This is a genomic window from Anoxybacteroides rupiense, from assembly GCF_014196195.1.
GTDB classification, from domain to species: domain Bacteria; phylum Bacillota; class Bacilli; order Bacillales; family Anoxybacillaceae; genus Anoxybacteroides; species Anoxybacteroides rupiense.
This window is the reverse complement of record NZ_JACIDF010000004.1, coordinates 174,766-191,805: the sequence shown is the minus strand read 5'-3', so window position 1 is coordinate 191,805 and position 17,040 is coordinate 174,766. Positions and strand designations below refer to the sequence as shown.

Annotated in this window: 13 protein-coding genes and 1 pseudogene; 12 read left to right on the top strand and 2 right to left on the bottom strand. The window is 43.6% G+C overall.

Translation table 11 applies throughout. The features are described from left to right. Nucleotides 1–24 precede the first annotated feature (24 nt). A pseudogene (locus GGQ95_RS08755) lies at nt 25–1,193 on the top strand (IS3 family transposase). A 90-nt stretch (nt 1,194–1,283) separates the two neighbouring features. Here GGQ95_RS08755 and GGQ95_RS08750 read toward each other — a convergent pair. Then, the gene (locus GGQ95_RS08750; protein ID WP_183186619.1) at nt 1,284–1,751 is read right to left on the bottom strand and encodes a FixH family protein; all 468 of its coding nucleotides are present in this window, start codon (nt 1,749–1,751) and stop codon (nt 1,284–1,286) included. Nucleotides 1,752–2,552: 801 nt separating this feature from the next. Between GGQ95_RS08750 and argC the strand changes: the two genes are divergently transcribed. The 9 genes from argC (at nt 2,553) to clpB (ending at nt 15,177) form a co-directional block, all read left to right on the top strand. After that, entirely contained in the window at nt 2,553–3,590 is a 1,038-nt protein-coding gene (gene argC / locus GGQ95_RS08745; RefSeq protein ID WP_066148260.1) for an N-acetyl-gamma-glutamyl-phosphate reductase, read from the top strand. A 17-nt stretch (nt 3,591–3,607) separates the two neighbouring features. Next, on the top strand, nt 3,608–4,837 hold the full coding sequence (gene argJ / locus GGQ95_RS08740; RefSeq protein WP_183186618.1) for a bifunctional ornithine acetyltransferase/N-acetylglutamate synthase: 1,230 nt from the start codon (nt 3,608–3,610) through the stop codon (nt 4,835–4,837). Between the two features lie 19 nt (nt 4,838–4,856). Further along, nucleotides 4,857–5,630, top strand: a complete 774-nt coding sequence (gene argB, locus GGQ95_RS08735; protein WP_183186617.1) for an acetylglutamate kinase — start codon at nt 4,857–4,859, stop codon at nt 5,628–5,630. Then, nucleotides 5,630–6,787 carry an acetylornithine transaminase gene (gene argD, locus GGQ95_RS08730; RefSeq protein ID WP_183186616.1) on the top strand — a complete coding sequence of 386 codons (1,158 nt, stop codon included), beginning with the start codon at nt 5,630–5,632 and terminating at the stop codon, nt 6,785–6,787. The genes argB and argD overlap by 1 nt, the downstream gene beginning before the upstream one ends. 76 nt (nt 6,788–6,863) lie before the next feature. Beyond that, a complete protein-coding gene (locus GGQ95_RS08725; protein ID WP_183186615.1) occupies nt 6,864–7,931 on the top strand; it encodes a carbamoyl phosphate synthase small subunit in 1,068 nt (355 codons plus the stop codon). Further along, a complete protein-coding gene (gene carB, locus GGQ95_RS08720) occupies nt 7,924–11,049 on the top strand; it encodes a carbamoyl-phosphate synthase (glutamine-hydrolyzing) large subunit (RefSeq protein ID WP_183186614.1) in 3,126 nt (1,041 codons plus the stop codon). Before GGQ95_RS08725 ends, carB begins: the two co-directional genes overlap by 8 nt. Next, entirely contained in the window at nt 11,046–11,993 is a 948-nt protein-coding gene (gene argF / locus GGQ95_RS08715; RefSeq protein WP_066148274.1) for an ornithine carbamoyltransferase, read from the top strand. Before carB ends, argF begins: the two co-directional genes overlap by 4 nt. A 116-nt stretch (nt 11,994–12,109) precedes the next feature. Next, nucleotides 12,110–12,289, top strand: a complete 180-nt coding sequence (locus tag GGQ95_RS08710) for a YjzC family protein (RefSeq protein ID WP_044745720.1) — start codon at nt 12,110–12,112, stop codon at nt 12,287–12,289. A gap of 281 nt (nt 12,290–12,570) precedes the next feature. Next, nucleotides 12,571–15,177: an ATP-dependent chaperone ClpB gene (gene clpB, locus GGQ95_RS08705; RefSeq protein WP_183186613.1), complete on the top strand. Its 2,607-nt coding sequence runs from the start codon at nt 12,571–12,573 to the stop codon at nt 15,175–15,177. Nucleotides 15,178–15,418: 241 nt separating this feature from the next. Here the strand turns inward: clpB and GGQ95_RS08700 are convergent, their stop codons facing one another. Continuing rightward, nucleotides 15,419–15,610 (bottom strand): YjzD family protein, encoded by a 192-nt coding sequence (locus GGQ95_RS08700; protein ID WP_044745722.1) that lies wholly within the window; start codon nt 15,608–15,610, stop codon nt 15,419–15,421. Nucleotides 15,611–15,928: 318 nt separating this feature from the next. Between GGQ95_RS08700 and GGQ95_RS08695 the strand changes: the two genes are divergently transcribed. Together GGQ95_RS08695 and GGQ95_RS08690 are read left to right on the top strand one after the other, a co-directional pair. After that, a complete protein-coding gene (locus GGQ95_RS08695; protein WP_044745723.1) occupies nt 15,929–16,657 on the top strand; it encodes an alpha/beta fold hydrolase in 729 nt (242 codons plus the stop codon). A gap of 39 nt (nt 16,658–16,696) precedes the next feature. Continuing rightward, entirely contained in the window at nt 16,697–16,975 is a 279-nt protein-coding gene (locus tag GGQ95_RS08690; protein WP_183186612.1) for a hypothetical protein, read from the top strand. The last annotated feature ends 65 nt before the right edge of the window (nt 16,976–17,040 follow it).

Below are 17,040 nucleotides of genomic sequence, written 5' to 3'. Positions count from 1 at the left end.
ACAATCGGTTCGAGGTGTCCAATCATGAAAAAGAGAACATTTGATCAAGAATACAAGATTCAAGCGGTTGAGTTATGCTTGGAGGGGGACAAGTCCATCACCCAAGTGCCAAAAGAGTTAGGTTTGGCTTACAACACTCTTCACCGTTGGGTTAAAGAATACAAAGAAAGCAACGGAAAGAGTTTTGTGGGTTCGGGCAACATCAAGCCACAAAATCAAGAAATCATTGAGTTACGCCGTCGCAATCAAGAGTTGGAGGAGGAATTAGCGATCCTAAAAAAGGCGTTAGGCATCTTCACCAGAAACCAGAAGTCATTTACGCATTTATTTTTCAACACCGAAACGAATTTCTTGTTGTGAAGATGTGTCAAATGCTCGGTGTTTCAAGAAGTGGGTATTACGACTGGCTCAAGCGTGCGAAAAGTAAACAGAAAGAACGAAAAGAACAACTCACTCAACAGATTCGAAACGAGTATCTAAAGTCCCGTAAGATTTACGGAAGCCCGAAAATGACGCAAGAACTACGCAAACAAGGGATTCGTGTGTCTCAAAAGACGGTCGCTCGCATCATGAACGAAGAAGGCTTGAGATCCATTACCGTCCGTAAATTCAAAGCCACTACGAATAGTCACCATCCTTACAACGTATATGCCAATCTATTGAAACAGAACTTCCAAGCAACGGCTCCGAATGAAGGATGGATGGCGGATATTACGTACATTCCTACCGATGAAGGCTGGTTGTATTTAGTGAGTATTATGGATTGATATACTCGTAAGATTGTAGGATGGTATATCGATACACGAATGACGAAAGAGTTCGTCATCAAAGCACTACAACGGGCTTTAAACAGCGAAAAACCAACGGAACGAGTGATTCATCATTCGGATCGTGGGAGCCAATATGCTTCGAATGACGATCAGCAACTTTTACAGGAACATCATTTTCAAGTGAGCATATCGAGACGTGGGAACGGTTACGACAATGCTTGTATGGAGTCGTTTCATAGCCTAATCAAGAAAGAGTGCATTGATCTGAATCGATTCCGCACGCGGAAAGAAGCGAAACAAGCCATTTTTGAGTACATCGAATGCTTCTACAATCGCAAAAGAAGTCATTCCACCCTTGGCTATGTATCGCCATGTGAATTTGAGGCTGCTTACTACGCTAATCAGAGAAAAGTAGCTGCCTAAGTTCAGCTATTTCTCTCTGTTTAACGTGTCCGTTTTCTTGATAATACCACATTCCCTTTTAGCTCCCAACCATCAGGGAATTTAAAATCTTTAAATTCCTCTACCTGCTCTGGACATAGCATGCAATGTTGCTGTTTGTACATGTATAATGATTTTATATTCTGTTGTTTTTTTAAACTTTAAATCTACACTGTATGATCCTGCCTGTTGAGGATCAGGTTTTAAAGGTATGAATTCGTGTTTTTCAGAATTTATTTCCCATATTTCTAAATTGACCTCTGCGTTCTGGATAGGTGTATTCTCATTAAAAACGCTAGCAATTATTCTAGTCAGTTCATTTAATTTCGCTTTATTAGTATTCAATTTTATGGTTACATTTTGATCGTTATGGGCTGTTATATTGGAGGTCTCCAGTGTTTTTTTCATTTGTTCGTGTTTCATAGTGGTAGAAGCTTGTCCTGTTTCCTGATTTTTATGATCAGATTCTTTACAGCCCGATAGCAAAATAAAAGTCGAAGAAATCAATACCAAAAATAGATCGAAAATTCTACGTTTCATGTCTGCACCTCCTCTCTCTTTTAGAAAATTCTATCATTATTGATATATTTATTTTAAAATATTTGTTTTTTTGTAAATAAGTAAAAAATAAGGTTCATACCTAAAAATCGGTAATAATAAATTTTTTTAATTATCTCTAAACGTACATCTAAGAAAAGAAGTGTGTGGTTTCGGTATTATCCCTCCTCTTTTTCATAAACTTTATTTTTATCTGTGCCCTTCATCATCCTGTTTAATAAAGTGGATAAAATAATATTGAGCATGGCTTTCTCAAAAGATGTTCACGATATTTGTTCCTTTGCAACTATGAAATATTGAAACCATTTTATCTAATCTAAAAATCGTCTTTTCGATTGGATAAACATTTTAGTCGTGAATATGTTGTTAAGTATTGTATATGACATACTTGGTTTACCTTCTTTTAGACATTGCGAAACAAAACCGCGTTCTTCTTGGGGGAATCACTCGTTAAGAACAATCAATGAATAAAATTATATCTATAATGCTTTTTTGTCTTAATCAAATAATTTCTTCCTCTTTGTCAGGGCACCTGTAAAGCATTTTAGTTATATTGAAGCTTTTTTTGTTTTTATTTCTGTAAATTCCTCGCAATCTATAGGTTAATCACAACTGTTTTTCTGAATCTATCGGATCATTCTATTTCTGCTCTTTTAGATAGAAGCCTGCTTGTTTGCGATTTTGATAGAAAATACAAATAAAAAATAAATATACATTTGATTTTATTTTTATGCAGTATTATAATGATAACTACATGAATATCATTGTTCGAGGAGGACAACTATGAATATTGCAATCATTGGCGCAACAGGATACAGCGGTGTGGAATTGCTGAGATTTCTCCAGCACCATCCTCATGTTGAACGTTGCCATCTCTATTCTTCATCGCAGGATGGCATGGCGTTATCGCAAAGTTTTCCGCATACGGGCGAAAACAGAGGGAATGTTTTAAGAAAAATGGCGATTGAACAAATCGCTGCAGCCAATGATGTTGTCTTTTTTGCAACGCCTCCTGGAGTGTCCAGCGAGCTGTCCCCATTGCTAATTGAGAAAGGAATAAAAGTGATTGATCTCTCTGGCGATTTTCGTTTGAAAGATGGCACCGTATATGAGAAATGGTATAAGCGGCCAGCTGCGGAGCATTCATATTTGCAGAAAGCTGTGTATGGACTTTCCGAATGGAATCGAACAGAGATACGAAAGGCTCAGCTGCTTGCGAATCCGGGATGCTACCCGACAGCGACGCTGCTTGGATTGGCGCCACTTGTGCAGAATGGGCTTATTGAAGAACAATCGATCATTGTGGATGCTAAATCAGGGGTATCAGGAGCCGGAAGAAAAGCGTCGTTAAATACGCATTTTTCCGAAATTAATGAAAATGTGAAAATTTATAAAGTAAATGAGCATCAGCATATCCCGGAAATTGAGCAAATGCTGAAGCTTTGGAACGAACACATTCAGCCGATTACGTTTAGCACCCATTTAATCCCGATGACGAGGGGAATTATGGCGACGATTTATGCTCAAGCGAAAGTAGAGCTGTCGCTTGAGACATTGCTAGATTTATATAAAACAAGTTATGAAACGGCTCATTTTGTCCGCGTCCGAAACTCCGGACAATTTCCAGCGACAAAAGAAGTGTACGGCTCAAACTATTGCGATATCGGCATCGCTTATGATGAAAGAACAGGAAGAATCACTGTTGTTTCTGTCATCGACAATTTAGTGAAAGGGGCCGCGGGCCAGGCTGTTCAAAACTTTAATGTGATGATGGGATGGAACGAGTCAGAAGGATTGAAGGTTGCCCCTATTTATCCATAGGAAGGAGAAGAAGCAAAATGTTAACGAAACAGGAGCATGAAATTTACTGCGTTGCCAATGGGGCCGTTGTTACCCCAAAGGGATTTAAGGCGGCAGGTGTACACGCTGGTTTGCGATATATAAAAAAAGATCTTGGAGTGATTGTTTGCGATGTGCCTGCCTCCTGCGCAGCCGTTTATACTCAAAGCCATTTTCAAGCTGCTCCGCTGAAAGTTACGCAAGAGAGCATCGCGGTTGAGCAAAAATTGCAGGCGATCGTCGTCAATAGCGCATGCGCCAATGCGTGTACAGGAGAGCAGGGATTAAAAGACGCTTATGAAATGCGGGAGCTTTGCGCTCTGCAATTCGGGCTGCCTTCGCACTACGTAGCGGTCGCTTCTACGGGAGTCATTGGAGAGTTTTTGCCGATGGAAAAAATTCGCGAAGGCATAAAAAAATTGCAGCCGAGTGTTACAGAGGAAAGCGCACATGCGTTTCAAACCGCCATTTTAACGACCGATACAGTCATGAAGCAAGCCTGTTATCAAACGACGATTGAGAGGAAAACCGTGACAATCGGAGGGGCTGCCAAAGGATCAGGAATGATTCATCCTAATATGGCGACGATGCTCGCTTTTATTACAACAGATGCTAATATTTCCTCGCCCGTTTTACAGGAGGCGCTTCGTTCCATTACTGATCTATCGTTTAATCAGATCACGGTCGATGGCGATACGTCTACAAATGATATGGTGGTCGTCATGGCGAGCGGCCTTGCTGAAACAACCGAATTAACGCCGCGCCATCCAGAATGGAATAAATTTTACGATGCATTAAAGAAAACATGCGAGGATTTGGCGAAACAAATTGCCAAAGATGGAGAAGGAGCGACCAAGCTGATTGAGGTTCGCGTATCAGGGGCTGTGACGGATGACGATGCCAAGCGCATCGCCAAACAAATCGTCGGCTCTAATCTTGTCAAAACGGCGGTTTATGGAGCGGATGCCAATTGGGGAAGAATTATCGGCGCGATCGGTTATGCGGATGCAACCGTCAACCCTGACTGCGTCGATATTACATTAGGGGATATTGTCATGCTAAAAGCAAGCGAACCCCAACCGTTTTCTGAAGAGGAAGCAACGGCTTATTTGCAAAATCATGAAATTATGATTCATGTTGACCTGCATCTTGGAAATGGTACAGGAGTCGCATGGGGATGCGATTTAACTTATGATTACGTGAAAATTAACGCAAGCTATCGCACGTGATGACGGGGGGAAGAGGAAAATGCAGGGAACGATTGTCATTAAATGCGGAGGAAGCGTTCTTAACGAATTATCTTCATCATTTTTTCAAAGCTTGCAAGCGTTGCATGCCCAAGGAAAAAATATTGTCATCGTTCATGGAGGAGGGCCGGAAATTGGGCAAATGTTAAAGCAGCTGGCGATTGAAAGCGAGTTTGTGAATGGATTGCGGAAAACGACAAAAGAAGGGTTGGATGTCGTTGAAATGGTCTTAGCCGGAAAAGTAAATAAACAGCTTGTTTCGCTGCTTTGGCAATACCATTTGCCTGGTGCCGGGGTGTCCGGCGTGGATGGCCGGTTGCTTGAAGCGGCTCCGCTTGATCTTGAACGGCTAGGGTATGTGGGAACCGTCACCCGCGTTAACGCATCATTTTTAGCCCATTTTCTTCGTGTTCGTTATATCCCGGTGATCGCGCCGATTGGATGCGATCAGAACGGACAAAAATATAACATTAACGCCGATACGGCCGCTGGTGCTATCGCCCAAGCATTGCGAGCCCAACAGCTCATTTTTGTGACCGATGTTCCAGGAGTGCTGCACAACGGTTCACTTGTGGAGTATGCAACAGCAGAAGAAATTGAAAAAATGATAGAGGACGGAATTATTTCAGGAGGGATGATCCCGAAGGTCAAAGCGGCGCTAAGCGCTTTGTCGGATTCTCTGCCTGAGGTGATGATTGTAAGCGGGAAGCACTCATTTTATTCAGAAGGAAAACTACATGGAACGAGCATTCAAAAGGAAGCGGGGGTTTGCTAATGGGAGCGTTATTTCCGACGTATAATCGTTGGGATCTATGTGTGGAATCGGCACAAGGAACGACAGTTGTCGCTACAGATGGCAAGCAATATTTAGATTTTGTGGCTGGAATTGCGGTTTGCAATTTAGGGCATCGTCCGCCACAAGTGCAAGAGGCATTGGAAGCTCAGCTAAATAAGGTGTGGCATACCTCTAATTTATTTACAAATCCATTGCAGGAAGAAGTGGCTCAGCTGCTTGCCGGGCATAGCTGCGGGGATTATGTGTTTTTCTGCAATAGCGGTGCGGAAGCAAATGAAGCGGCGTTAAAGCTGGCAAGAAAGTATACAGGACGGGCAAAAGTGATTTCTTTTCAGCAGTCGTTTCATGGCCGGACGTTTGCTACGATGTCGGCAACAGGACAAGAAAAAGTTCATAAGGGCTTTGGACCGCTTTTACCGGAGTTTGTTCACCTTCCGTTTAATGACATAGAGATGCTGGAAAAGGAAATGAGTGAACAAGTGGCGGCTGTGATGCTGGAAATCGTGCAAGGCGAAGGCGGAGTAAGACAAATCAATGAATCATTTTTACAAAAAACTGTTCAGTTGTGTCGACAATATGGAGCATTGCTGATCGTTGATGAGGTGCAGACGGGAATTGGACGGACCGGGAAGGCGTTTGCCTATCAGCATTTTTCGATTGAACCAGATATTATTACGACAGCCAAGGGATTAGGAAGCGGCTTTCCGGTCGGAGCGATGATTGGCAAGGCCTTTTTGCGAGATGCGTTTACAGCGGGAACTCACGGCTCCACATTTGGCGGAAATCCGTTAGCAATGGCGGCGGCGAAAGCCACCTTGCAAGTGATTTTCCAAGATGATTTTTTACAAAGCGTAGCAGAAAAAGGACATTATTTCTTAGAGCAGCTTCGCACGGCTTTAGCCGGAGTCGGACATGTGCGAGAAGTGCGCGGCCTCGGCTTATTAATAGGAATCGAATGCGAGGCGGACGTGGCAAAGCTGATTCCGCTTATCCATGAAAAAGGATTGCTTGTACTGCCCGCTGGCGCGAATGTGATTCGTTTAGTGCCGCCGCTGATTGTAACGAAAGAAGAACTGGATAGGGCTGTTGCCATCTTGAAAGAAGTGTTGCTAAACGAATATGTGGCTATTTCCTAGGAGCGGAATTTTTTTTCATAGTGAATGCATAAAAATTCTCATTTTGTAATAAAAATTCGACAATGAGGTGTCTGCGATGAACGCTTGTTTGCATTTAGCAAATGGAAAGACATTTGCCGGAGTTCTTGAAGTGCCGGGAGAAAACGGGGAAATTCAAGGGGAAGTCGTCTTTTATACAGGAATGACCGGCTATCAGGAAGTGCTGACAGATCCTTCATATAAAAACCAAATCATGGTGTTCACGTATCCACTTATTGGAAATTATGGAATTAATGAAACCGATTTCGAAAGTAAAAAACCGCATGTGCAGGCGGTGATTGTATATGAGGCAAGTCAGCAAGGATACCATTATGAAGCGAAATATAGTTTAAAAGAATACTTGCAGCAATGGAAGATTCCGCTATTAACCCATGTGGATACGCGGGCGCTGGTAAAAGAGATTCGCAATCAAGGAACGATGATGGGGTGGATTGCTCCAGGAGAATCGGAGATTGGCGCGCTCAAGGAAATTCGCTTTCCTGTTGCAAGTGTGTCCACTGAGCAAATGTCCGTATATGGAAACGGCGATACGCATATTGTACTCGTCGATTTTGGCTATAAGAAATCGATAGTGCAATCTCTGGTAACAAGAGGATGCCAAGTAACCGTCGTTCCTTATCATACGCCATTTTCCGCTATTGAAGCATTGCAGCCCGACGGGATCGTTTTATCCAATGGCCCGGGAGATCCGAAGCAGCTGGCGGAATATTTGCCGACTATCCGAATGATGATTGACCATTATCCGACGCTTGCGATTTGTTTAGGACACCAGCTCGTCGCATTATCATACGGAGCCAACACAGAGAAGCTCCGCTTTGGACATCGCGGAGCCAACCAGCCCGTTTATGATTTGCAGAAGAAAAAGGTGTTCATGACTTCGCAAAACCATAGTTATGTGGTCAATAAAGAAAGTTTGGCCGCTACGCCGTTTGACATTCGCTTTATCAATGTGAACGACGATTCGGTAGAAGGAATGGTTCACCGATACAAACCGATTTTATCGGTTCAGTATCACCCGGAGGCACATCCCGGACCAAATGATACAGAACATATTTTTGCTGAATTTTTGCAAGCAGTGAACAAAGGAGAGAAAGTATATGCCTAAAGATCCATCACTTCAATCGATTTTAATCATCGGATCTGGACCGATTGTGATTGGTCAAGCGGCGGAGTTTGACTATTCTGGTACGCAAGCATGCATCGCTTTAAAGGAAGAAGGCTATCGCGTCATTCTAGTCAATAACAATCCGGCTACGATTATGACTGACGATGTTCATGCAGATGCTGTTTATTTTGAGCCATTGACAGTCGATAGCTTGGAGAGCATTATCGCGAAAGAACGGCCTGATGGCTTGTTGGCGACCTTTGGAGGACAGACGGGATTAAACTTAGCGTTTCAGCTCCATGAAGCAGGAGTTTTAACGAAATATGGCGTGAGATTGCTTGGAACACCGATTGAAGCGATCCAAAAAGGAGAGGATCGGGAAGCGTTCCGCCAGTTAATGTATGAGTTAAACGAGCCGGTGCCAGAAAGTGAAATTATTACGAATGTAGCGGACGCAGTTGCTTTTGCTGAAAAGATCGGCTTCCCGATCATTATCCGTCCAGCCTATACATTAGGGGGAAGCGGCGGAGGAATTGCGGAAACCATGGAGCAATTTGTATCCCTCGTTGAAAAGGGATTGGCGGAAAGTCCCATTACCCAATGTTTGGTGGAGCGCAGTGTGGCAGGATACAAAGAAATCGAATATGAAGTGATGCGCGACGATACCGATACTTGCATTACAGTTTGCAACATGGAAAACATCGATCCTGTCGGAGTTCATACGGGTGACTCCATTGTTGTGGCCCCATCCCAAACCTTAACGGATGAAGAATATCATATGCTGCGCTCATCGGCAGTAAAAATTATTTCAGCGCTCGGAATTATTGGCGGATGCAACATTCAATTCGCGCTCGATCCGTTTAGCAAAAATTATTATTTAATCGAGGTGAATCCGCGCGTCAGCCGTTCCTCCGCTTTGGCATCCAAAGCGACCGGATATCCGATTGCGCGCATTGCTGCCAAATTGGCTGTTGGCTATACATTAGCGGAATTGCTAAATCCTGTTACGAAAAATACATTTGCCAGCTTTGAACCAGCGCTTGATTATGTTGTTGTCAAATTTCCGCGTTTGCCATTTGACAAATTTCCAAGCGGCGACCGCCGCCTAGGAACGCAAATGAAAGCGACGGGGGAAGTGATGGCGATTGACCGCAATTTGGAGCGCGCCCTGCAAAAGGCTGTCCGTTCATTGGAGGGGGCTAATAACGGATTGTTTTTGCCGGAGATGTCCGCCAAAACGAATGATGAATTAAAAGAGCTATTAATTCATCAAGATGATCGCCGCTTTTTTGCGATTTTAGAATTGTTCAGACGCGGCGAAGGGATCGAAACGATCTATCAGCTAACCAAAATCGACCGCTTTTTTTTAAATAGTTTTTATCAGCTTATTATGCTTGAGCAACAAGCGAAAGCCGCCCATTTTGCTCATATTGATGCCGCAATGCTTCGCTTATTGAAAGAAAAAGGCTTTTCTGATGCTTTTTTAGCGAATATTTGGAATGTAAAGGAAGCGGAAATTCGCCGCAAGCGGAAGCAGCTTGGCATTATTCCAGCTTATAAAATGGTAGATACGTGTGCAGCGGAATTCCACTCGGAAACGGATTACTATTACTCCACTTATTTTGGTGCGGATGAACGAAAAGCAAGCGATAAAGAAAAAGTTCTTATTATCGGAGGGGGGCCGATTCGAATCGGCCAAGGAATTGAGTTTGACTACAGCTCCGTTCATAGCGTCTATGCTCTTCAGAAAGAAGGATACGAAACCGTCTTGATTAACAATAATCCGGAAACCGTTAGCACCGATTTTGCAGTGGCGGATCGTCTTTATTTCGAACCGCTTGTGTTGGAAGATGTGCTTAATGTGATTGAGGCAGAACAAATTCAAAAAGTGGTTGTCCAATTCGGGGGACAGACAGCGATTAATCTAGTAAAAGAACTGGAAGAGGCAGGTGTGACCATTTTAGGCGCCTCATACGATGTCATTGACCAGCTGGAGGATCGTGATCGTTTTTATCAGCTTTTAGAGGAATTAGCGATTCCACACGTGCCTGGTGTAATAGCCGAAAATGAAAATGAGTTGGTGGAAAAAGCGGAAAAGATCGGTTATCCGGTGTTGCTTCGTCCGTCATATGTGATCGGCGGCAAAGGCATGTTTATTGTACAAAATGAACAGCAATTGTTGCAGCAAGCGGCCACTTTGACGTATCCCGTACTGATTGATGCGTATTTGGAAGGAAAAGAAGCCGAAGTCGATGTGGTAGCCGATGGAAAGAGCGTACTGATTCCAACCATTATTGAGCATGTTGAAAAAGCGGGCGTCCATTCAGGTGATAGCTATGCGTGGCTGCCAGCGCAAACGCTGTCAGAAGATGAAAAAGCCAAGATAAAAACATTTGCTGAAAAAATTGTGCAAAAGCTTCAATTCAAAGGTTTAATGAATATTCAATTTGTCATCGCAAATGGCGAGGTGTATGTGCTGGAAGTCAACCCTCGCGCGAGCCGAACGGTGCCGATTGTCAGCAAGACGACGGGAATTCCACTTGCGCAAATTGCGACAAAATTATTGCTTGGGAAATGCTTAGATGAGGTAAATGATTCTGTGACAAACAGCTTCAGCGATATGCCCTACATTGTTTTGAAATATCCCGTTTTTTCAATGCATAAGCTGCCTGGAGTCGATCCGCTTGTCGGGCCGGAAATGAAATCGACAGGCGAAGGAATTAGCATTGCTCATACAGCAGCGGAGGCATCCGGCAAAGCGTTCCATTCTTATTTGACAAAAAAAGCAGATGCTTTCGAGGTTTATGTGGATGCAGAAATAGAGCAAATACAAGCGCTCGTAGAAGCAATGAAGAATAAGCGAATCAAGCTTGTGAGCCACATTCCATTTTCTGAATGGGTAAAGCGAAAAGAAGCATTAGCCTTTTTTAATTTCAAAAACGATCAACAAGCTGCGGAACAACGGATGCTTGCTTTGTCACGGCAGCTGCTGGCCTTTACGGAAGTGGAAACGTGCAAGCTGTTTTTGCAGGCGCTTGATTCTGACGATTTTTCCGTTCTTTCGATTCAGGAATGGCTTAAATTAAAAAAACAAACAGAGGAAGCGGTGATAGGATGAATGCGACAATCCATTCATTAAAAGGAAAGGATTTATTAACATTAATCGATTTTTCTTCTGAGGAGATCCATGATTTACTAACGTTAGCAAGTGAGTTGAAACAAAAGCAGCTGGCAGGTCAAGCCTATACACCATTAACAGGGAAAACATTGGCGATGATTTTCGAAAAGCCATCTACGCGGACGAGAGTATCCTTTGAAGTGGGGATGACACAGTTAGGCGGACATGCGCTTTATTTAAACAGCAATGATTTGCAAATTGGCCGCGGGGAAACCATTGCTGATACGGCAAGAGTATTATCGCAATATGTAGATGCGATTATGATTCGCACATTCGCCCATAGCAAAATCGAAGAGCTTGCACAGTACGCAACGGTGCCCGTTATTAACGGATTGACAGATGACGATCATCCATGTCAAGCACTGGCTGATTTACTAACCATTTATGAAACGAAAAAACAGCTAAAGGGACTGAAGCTAGTATATGTCGGAGATGGCAATAATGTTGCCCATGGATTAATGATCGCCGCTGCCAAAGTAGGGATGGATTGTACGATTGCATGCCCGGTAGGCTATGAACCGAAAGAACAATATGTCGAGGCTGCAATCGAAGTAGCCAAACAAACAGGATCACAAATTGTCGTGACCCATTCTCCACAAGAAGCGGTGAAACATGCTGATGTCATTTATACGGATGTATGGACGAGCATGGGACAAGAACAGGAAAGCCAGCAGCGGCTGGCAGTGTTCCAGCCGTTTCAAGTCAACGAACAGCTAGTGAAGCAGGCTAAGCCAGATTATATGTTTTTGCATTGTTTGCCTGCTCATCGCGACGAAGAAGTGACAGCTGGCGTCATTGACAGCGACCATTCTTATGTATTTGAGCAAGCGGGAAATCGTCTCCATGTCCAAAAAGCCATTTTGCTATCGTTATTATCATGCTGAAAAACACCGGAGGTTACTCCGGTGTTTTTTTGCAAATCATTCCACGATTTGCATGAGTGAATGATAAAAAGAGGGGAGATGATAAGCGTGTACGCTGCTTGAAGGAGGGGATGAGCATGGGCCAAAGACGTCATTTTGGACCAGGGGACAAAGCGCCCAACAATGGTGTATATATTGAAATCGGAGAAACAGGAGATAACGTGAAAAATCCTAAAAAAGTGAAGCTCAAAGCGGGAGATACATTCCCAGAAACGTCCAATCATAATCGCCATTGGACTTATATGCGCAAACCATAACGATCGATGCAGCCGTTGATATGGTAGACAAAGCAGATTTTTTCTTTGTCTACCATTATTTTGAGGCGTTACTCATTTCAGTTGTTTCCACTTCAAAATGTCTTAAAAACGCTGGGCAGAGAAAGAAGAGAACCGAACGAAGACGTTACCGTGCAGACGAACGAGACGCTGTGACGCAGGATAATAGACTGAGCCATTCTCACCGTGGGAATGGCTTTTCCTGTGGGACAAGGGTATAATATATATAAAGGTCAAAAAAAGTCAAAAGACAGGTGAATGTCATGGATATGAACAAGCTAACAGAAAAGATGCAGGAGGCGCTGATCTCTGCTCAATCCATCGCCAAAACGTATCATCATCAAATGATGGATATCGATCATCTTTTGCTGGCGTTGTTGGAGCAGGAAGAAGGGCTGGCCAAACGCATGCTCTCTCTTCTACATATCAATATTAACAAAATGGCTGTAGATCTCCGTTCATTTTTAAAAAGAAAACCTGAAGTGATGGGGGCGGAAGAAATTGTCTACATGGCGCCTCGTTTGGAACGGTTGCTCACCAACGCTGAACAGGAAGCAAAACAGATGAAGGATGAGTATACCTCTGTAGAACATTTGCTTTTGGCGTTAACCAATGAAAAAAATGAGATCGGGCAGCTGCTGCAAAAGTACGAATTAAATCGTTCGAGACTTTTACACGTATTAAAAGAAATAAGGGGGAATCAGCGCGTGACAAGTGCAAATCCAGAAGCTACATATGAGGTATTAAAAAAATATGGCCGCGATTTAGTGGAAGAGGCGCGCGCCGGAAAAATTGACCCTGTCATCGGCCGCGACAGTGAAATTCGCCGTGTGATCCGCATTTTATCGCGTAAAACCAAAAATAATCCAGTGCTTATTGGCGAACCGGGAGTGGGAAAAACAGCGATTGTCGAAGGGCTTGCTCAACGGATTGTTCGGAAGGACGTACCGGAAGGCTTAAAAGATAAAATCATTTTTGCTTTAGATATGAGCTCTTTAATCGCAGGAGCGAAATTTCGCGGGGAATTTGAAGAGCGCTTAAAAGCTGTATTAAATGAAATAAAAAAAAGCGAAGGAAAGATCATTTTATTTATTGACGAGTTGCATACGATTGTCGGTGCTGGAAAAGCCGAGGGGGCTATTGATGCAGGAAACATGTTAAAGCCGATGCTCGCTCGCGGGGAATTGCGCTGCATTGGCGCTACCACTTTGGATGAATATCGACAATATATCGAAAAGGACCCGGCTTTAGAGCGACGGTTTCAGCAGGTGCTTGTGGAAGAGCCGAGCGTGGAAGATACGATTTCTATCTTGCGTGGTTTAAAGGAACGGTTTGAGATTCATCACGGCGTGAATATTCATGACCGCGCGCTCGTTACCGCTGCGGTATTATCAGATCGCTATATTTCTGAACGTTTTCTTCCTGATAAAGCCATTGATCTTGTTGATGAAGCGTGCGCCATGATTCGCACAGAAATTGATTCAATGCCATCAGAATTAGATGAGGTGATGCGTCGTGTGATGCAGCTTGAGATTGAAGAAGCAGCGTTGCGCAAGGAAGAGGATGAAGCGAGCCGGGAACGTCTGGAAGCTCTCAAACAGGAGCTGGCCAATTTAAAAGAAAAAGCCAATAGCATGAAAGCGAAATGGCAACAGGAAAAAGAAGCGATTCAGCAAATACGCGGTGTTCGTGAGGAACTGGAAAGAGCAAAACGAGAGCTAGAAGAGGCTGAAAATGCTTATGATTTAAATAAAGCAGCTGAGCTGCGCCATGGACGCATTCCGGAACTGGAAAAGCAATTAAAGCAACTTGAACAAGATGCGAGCCGAACAGAAAAAGAAGGGCGGCTTTTGCGGGAAGAGGTGACGGAAGAAGAAATTGCCGAAATCGTCTCAAGATGGACCGGCATCCCATTAACGAAGCTAGTAGAAGGGGAACGGGAAAAGCTGTTGCGCTTGCAGGAGCTATTGCATCAACGCGTCATCGGTCAAGACGAAGCGGTAGAGTTGGTGGCAGATGCCGTGTTGCGGGCGCGCGCCGGTATTAAAGATCCGCGCCGACCGATTGGATCCTTTCTATTTCTAGGGCCGACAGGGGTAGGGAAAACGGAGCTGGCCAAGGCGTTGGCGCAAGCGCTTTTTGATAGCGAAGAACAGATGGTTCGGATTGATATGTCGGAGTACATGGAAAAGCACGCGGTATCGCGGCTGATTGGCGCGCCTCCCGGATATGTCGGTTATGAAGAAGGCGGACAGCTGACAGAAGCGGTGCGTCGCAAGCCGTATTCGGTTATTTTGCTTGATGAAGTGGAAAAAGCGCATCCGGAAGTGTTTAATATTTTATTACAAGCGCTTGACGACGGCCGCATTACGGACTCACAAGGAAGAACGGTGGACTTTAAAAATACCGTCATTATTTTAACATCGAATATCGGTTCACACACACTACTGGAAGCAGGGCAAGAAAATGGCGAAATTGGCGAAGAAGCTCGCAGTCAAGTGATGCAGCAATTGCGAATGCACTTCCGGCCGGAATTTTTAAATCGCATTGATGATATCGTTCTATTTAAGCCGCTGACGATAAAAGAGTTAAAGGGAATTGTGGACAAGTTTGCGGGAGAACTGGGCACACGCCTTGCGGATCGCCATATTTCTGTAACGCTGTCAGAGCGTGCGAAAGAGTATATCGCGCAAGCAGGTTTTGATCCTGTCTATGGAGCGCGTCCATTAAAGAGATTTATGCAGAAGCGGATTGAAACGCCTCTGGCCAAAGAAATCGTGGCGGGACGGGTGAAGGATTACAGCCGGATTGTCGTGGACTATGAGAACGAGCAAATCGTGATCAAGACGAATGCTGAAAGCGAAATGTAACTATTTTTGACCGCAGAGTAATATGAATGAAAGTTGTATACCATAATTTGGAATAAGCGTCATCCGTTGAAAGTAAGCGTTCGGTCACATCAAAGCGTGCCGGCGAAATCGGATATCACCTGCTCAATGGTGGGCAAATGTTCGCGCATCAAATTGTAATGGCAGAGAGTATTGACAAAAGGAGGCTGTCTTTTTAGACAGCCTCCTTTTGTGCAGCGCACTAAGAGCTAGGTTCTGCTTTTTAATGATGGTCATGATGGCCAACAGGATCATTAGGAAGCAAGCTGCCAATGATGATGACAAAAATCGTCATAGCCACTCCTAAAAAAGCGCCTGTTGAAAATTGATAAGAACTTCCTTGCATGGAACTAATGACATATGTAGCCATTTGTGCTAGCAAGAATGTCCAAAAGAGCGTCCAAAAAAATCTCATGATTTTCACCTCAACATTTCTTGCTTTCTTTATCTATCTTATCACAAATCGCTTTCATGGAAAATGTTCTTCTTTTTAGGCTGATACCCTTTCCATCTTTGAAGTGTTCACATATATTTTTAATGTACAGCTATGCTTTGTAGAAGGCAACAAACAGTGGTTTCATTGAGGTATAAATGATCAGGAGAGGATGATGATTCGCTTTTCTGCGCATAACGATTATTGTTCGAAGGGCGGCAGAAAAGCAATAAAGGTAATCAATTTCTAAATGATATTGATTCATCGACAACACACCTGGGAAAGTAAAGGTGAAATAATATGACGATTCAGCAGCGTTTTTTCCAATTAGATGATCAATGGTGCATCATCCATGTACCGGAGCGCCCAAATGGGTTTGGCGTTCTTCTTCTTGGAGATGTCAATCATTATGTAACAGAAAATGCAAGCTTCTGGACCGAGCACGAAGGAAGACGGCAACTGCTAGATGATCTGCTTCAATATGGATACACCATTTTTTCTTCCCATTTGTACGGGCGGCATTGGGGAAGTGATCAGGCGCTTCGGTTGGCGAAACAACTGATCTACTATGTATTAAAAAGTGAAATTCTTAATCATCGTATTTATCTTTTAGCCGAAGGAATGGGGGCGCTTGCCGCCTTGCGACTGATGGAGGAAATATCTCCACAAATTCGGGCGGTGGCGATGTTTAGTCCATGTCTAAATTTGCGAGCACAACTGGAATACGAAAAGGAAAACAAATTTTTCTACAAACGTCTAGTAAACGATATCGCCGATGCCTATAGAGTAGACAAGACTAAAGTATATGATGTGATTCCTTGTTCTTCTTTGACTTTTTCCCATGTACCGACGAAAATATGGCAGCTATCCGGAGTAACGCCTTATCCTTCTTCCCTTCACTGCCGTAAGTATGCAGAAATAGCAAAAGAAAAAAAGCTGCCTGTGGAAGTTTTGTATCATTTACCGGAAAAACGATATCGGTTTGCCAGAGCCATTCACCAATTCTATGAAAAGTATAATCGATTATGATGAGCTCCTCTATCGCTCTTAGGAACGATAGAGGAGTTTTTGCAGCAGAAGGATCCACGCAACGAGTTAGATAAGGAGGCTGGTGAAGCATGCTTTACAGAAGCTTTTCTAAAAATGCGCTCTACTTTCCCACTATTCATGCTATTTGAAGATGAAAACATGGTTTCTGCACAAACGGTAATAATCCATTCTTTTACTAAAAATATGGCTTGCCGACTACGGCAGAAAAGCGAGGAATCAAACAATGTCAATTGGTTTTATTGGATCATCAACACACCTGTGGTTTCTGGAATAGCAACGGCCGGAGAGATCTGGTGACTTACCTTTGCCATGTATTCGTGTGGAAAAAATAGGAACCGCACAATCGGTTCGTTTCGATCTAC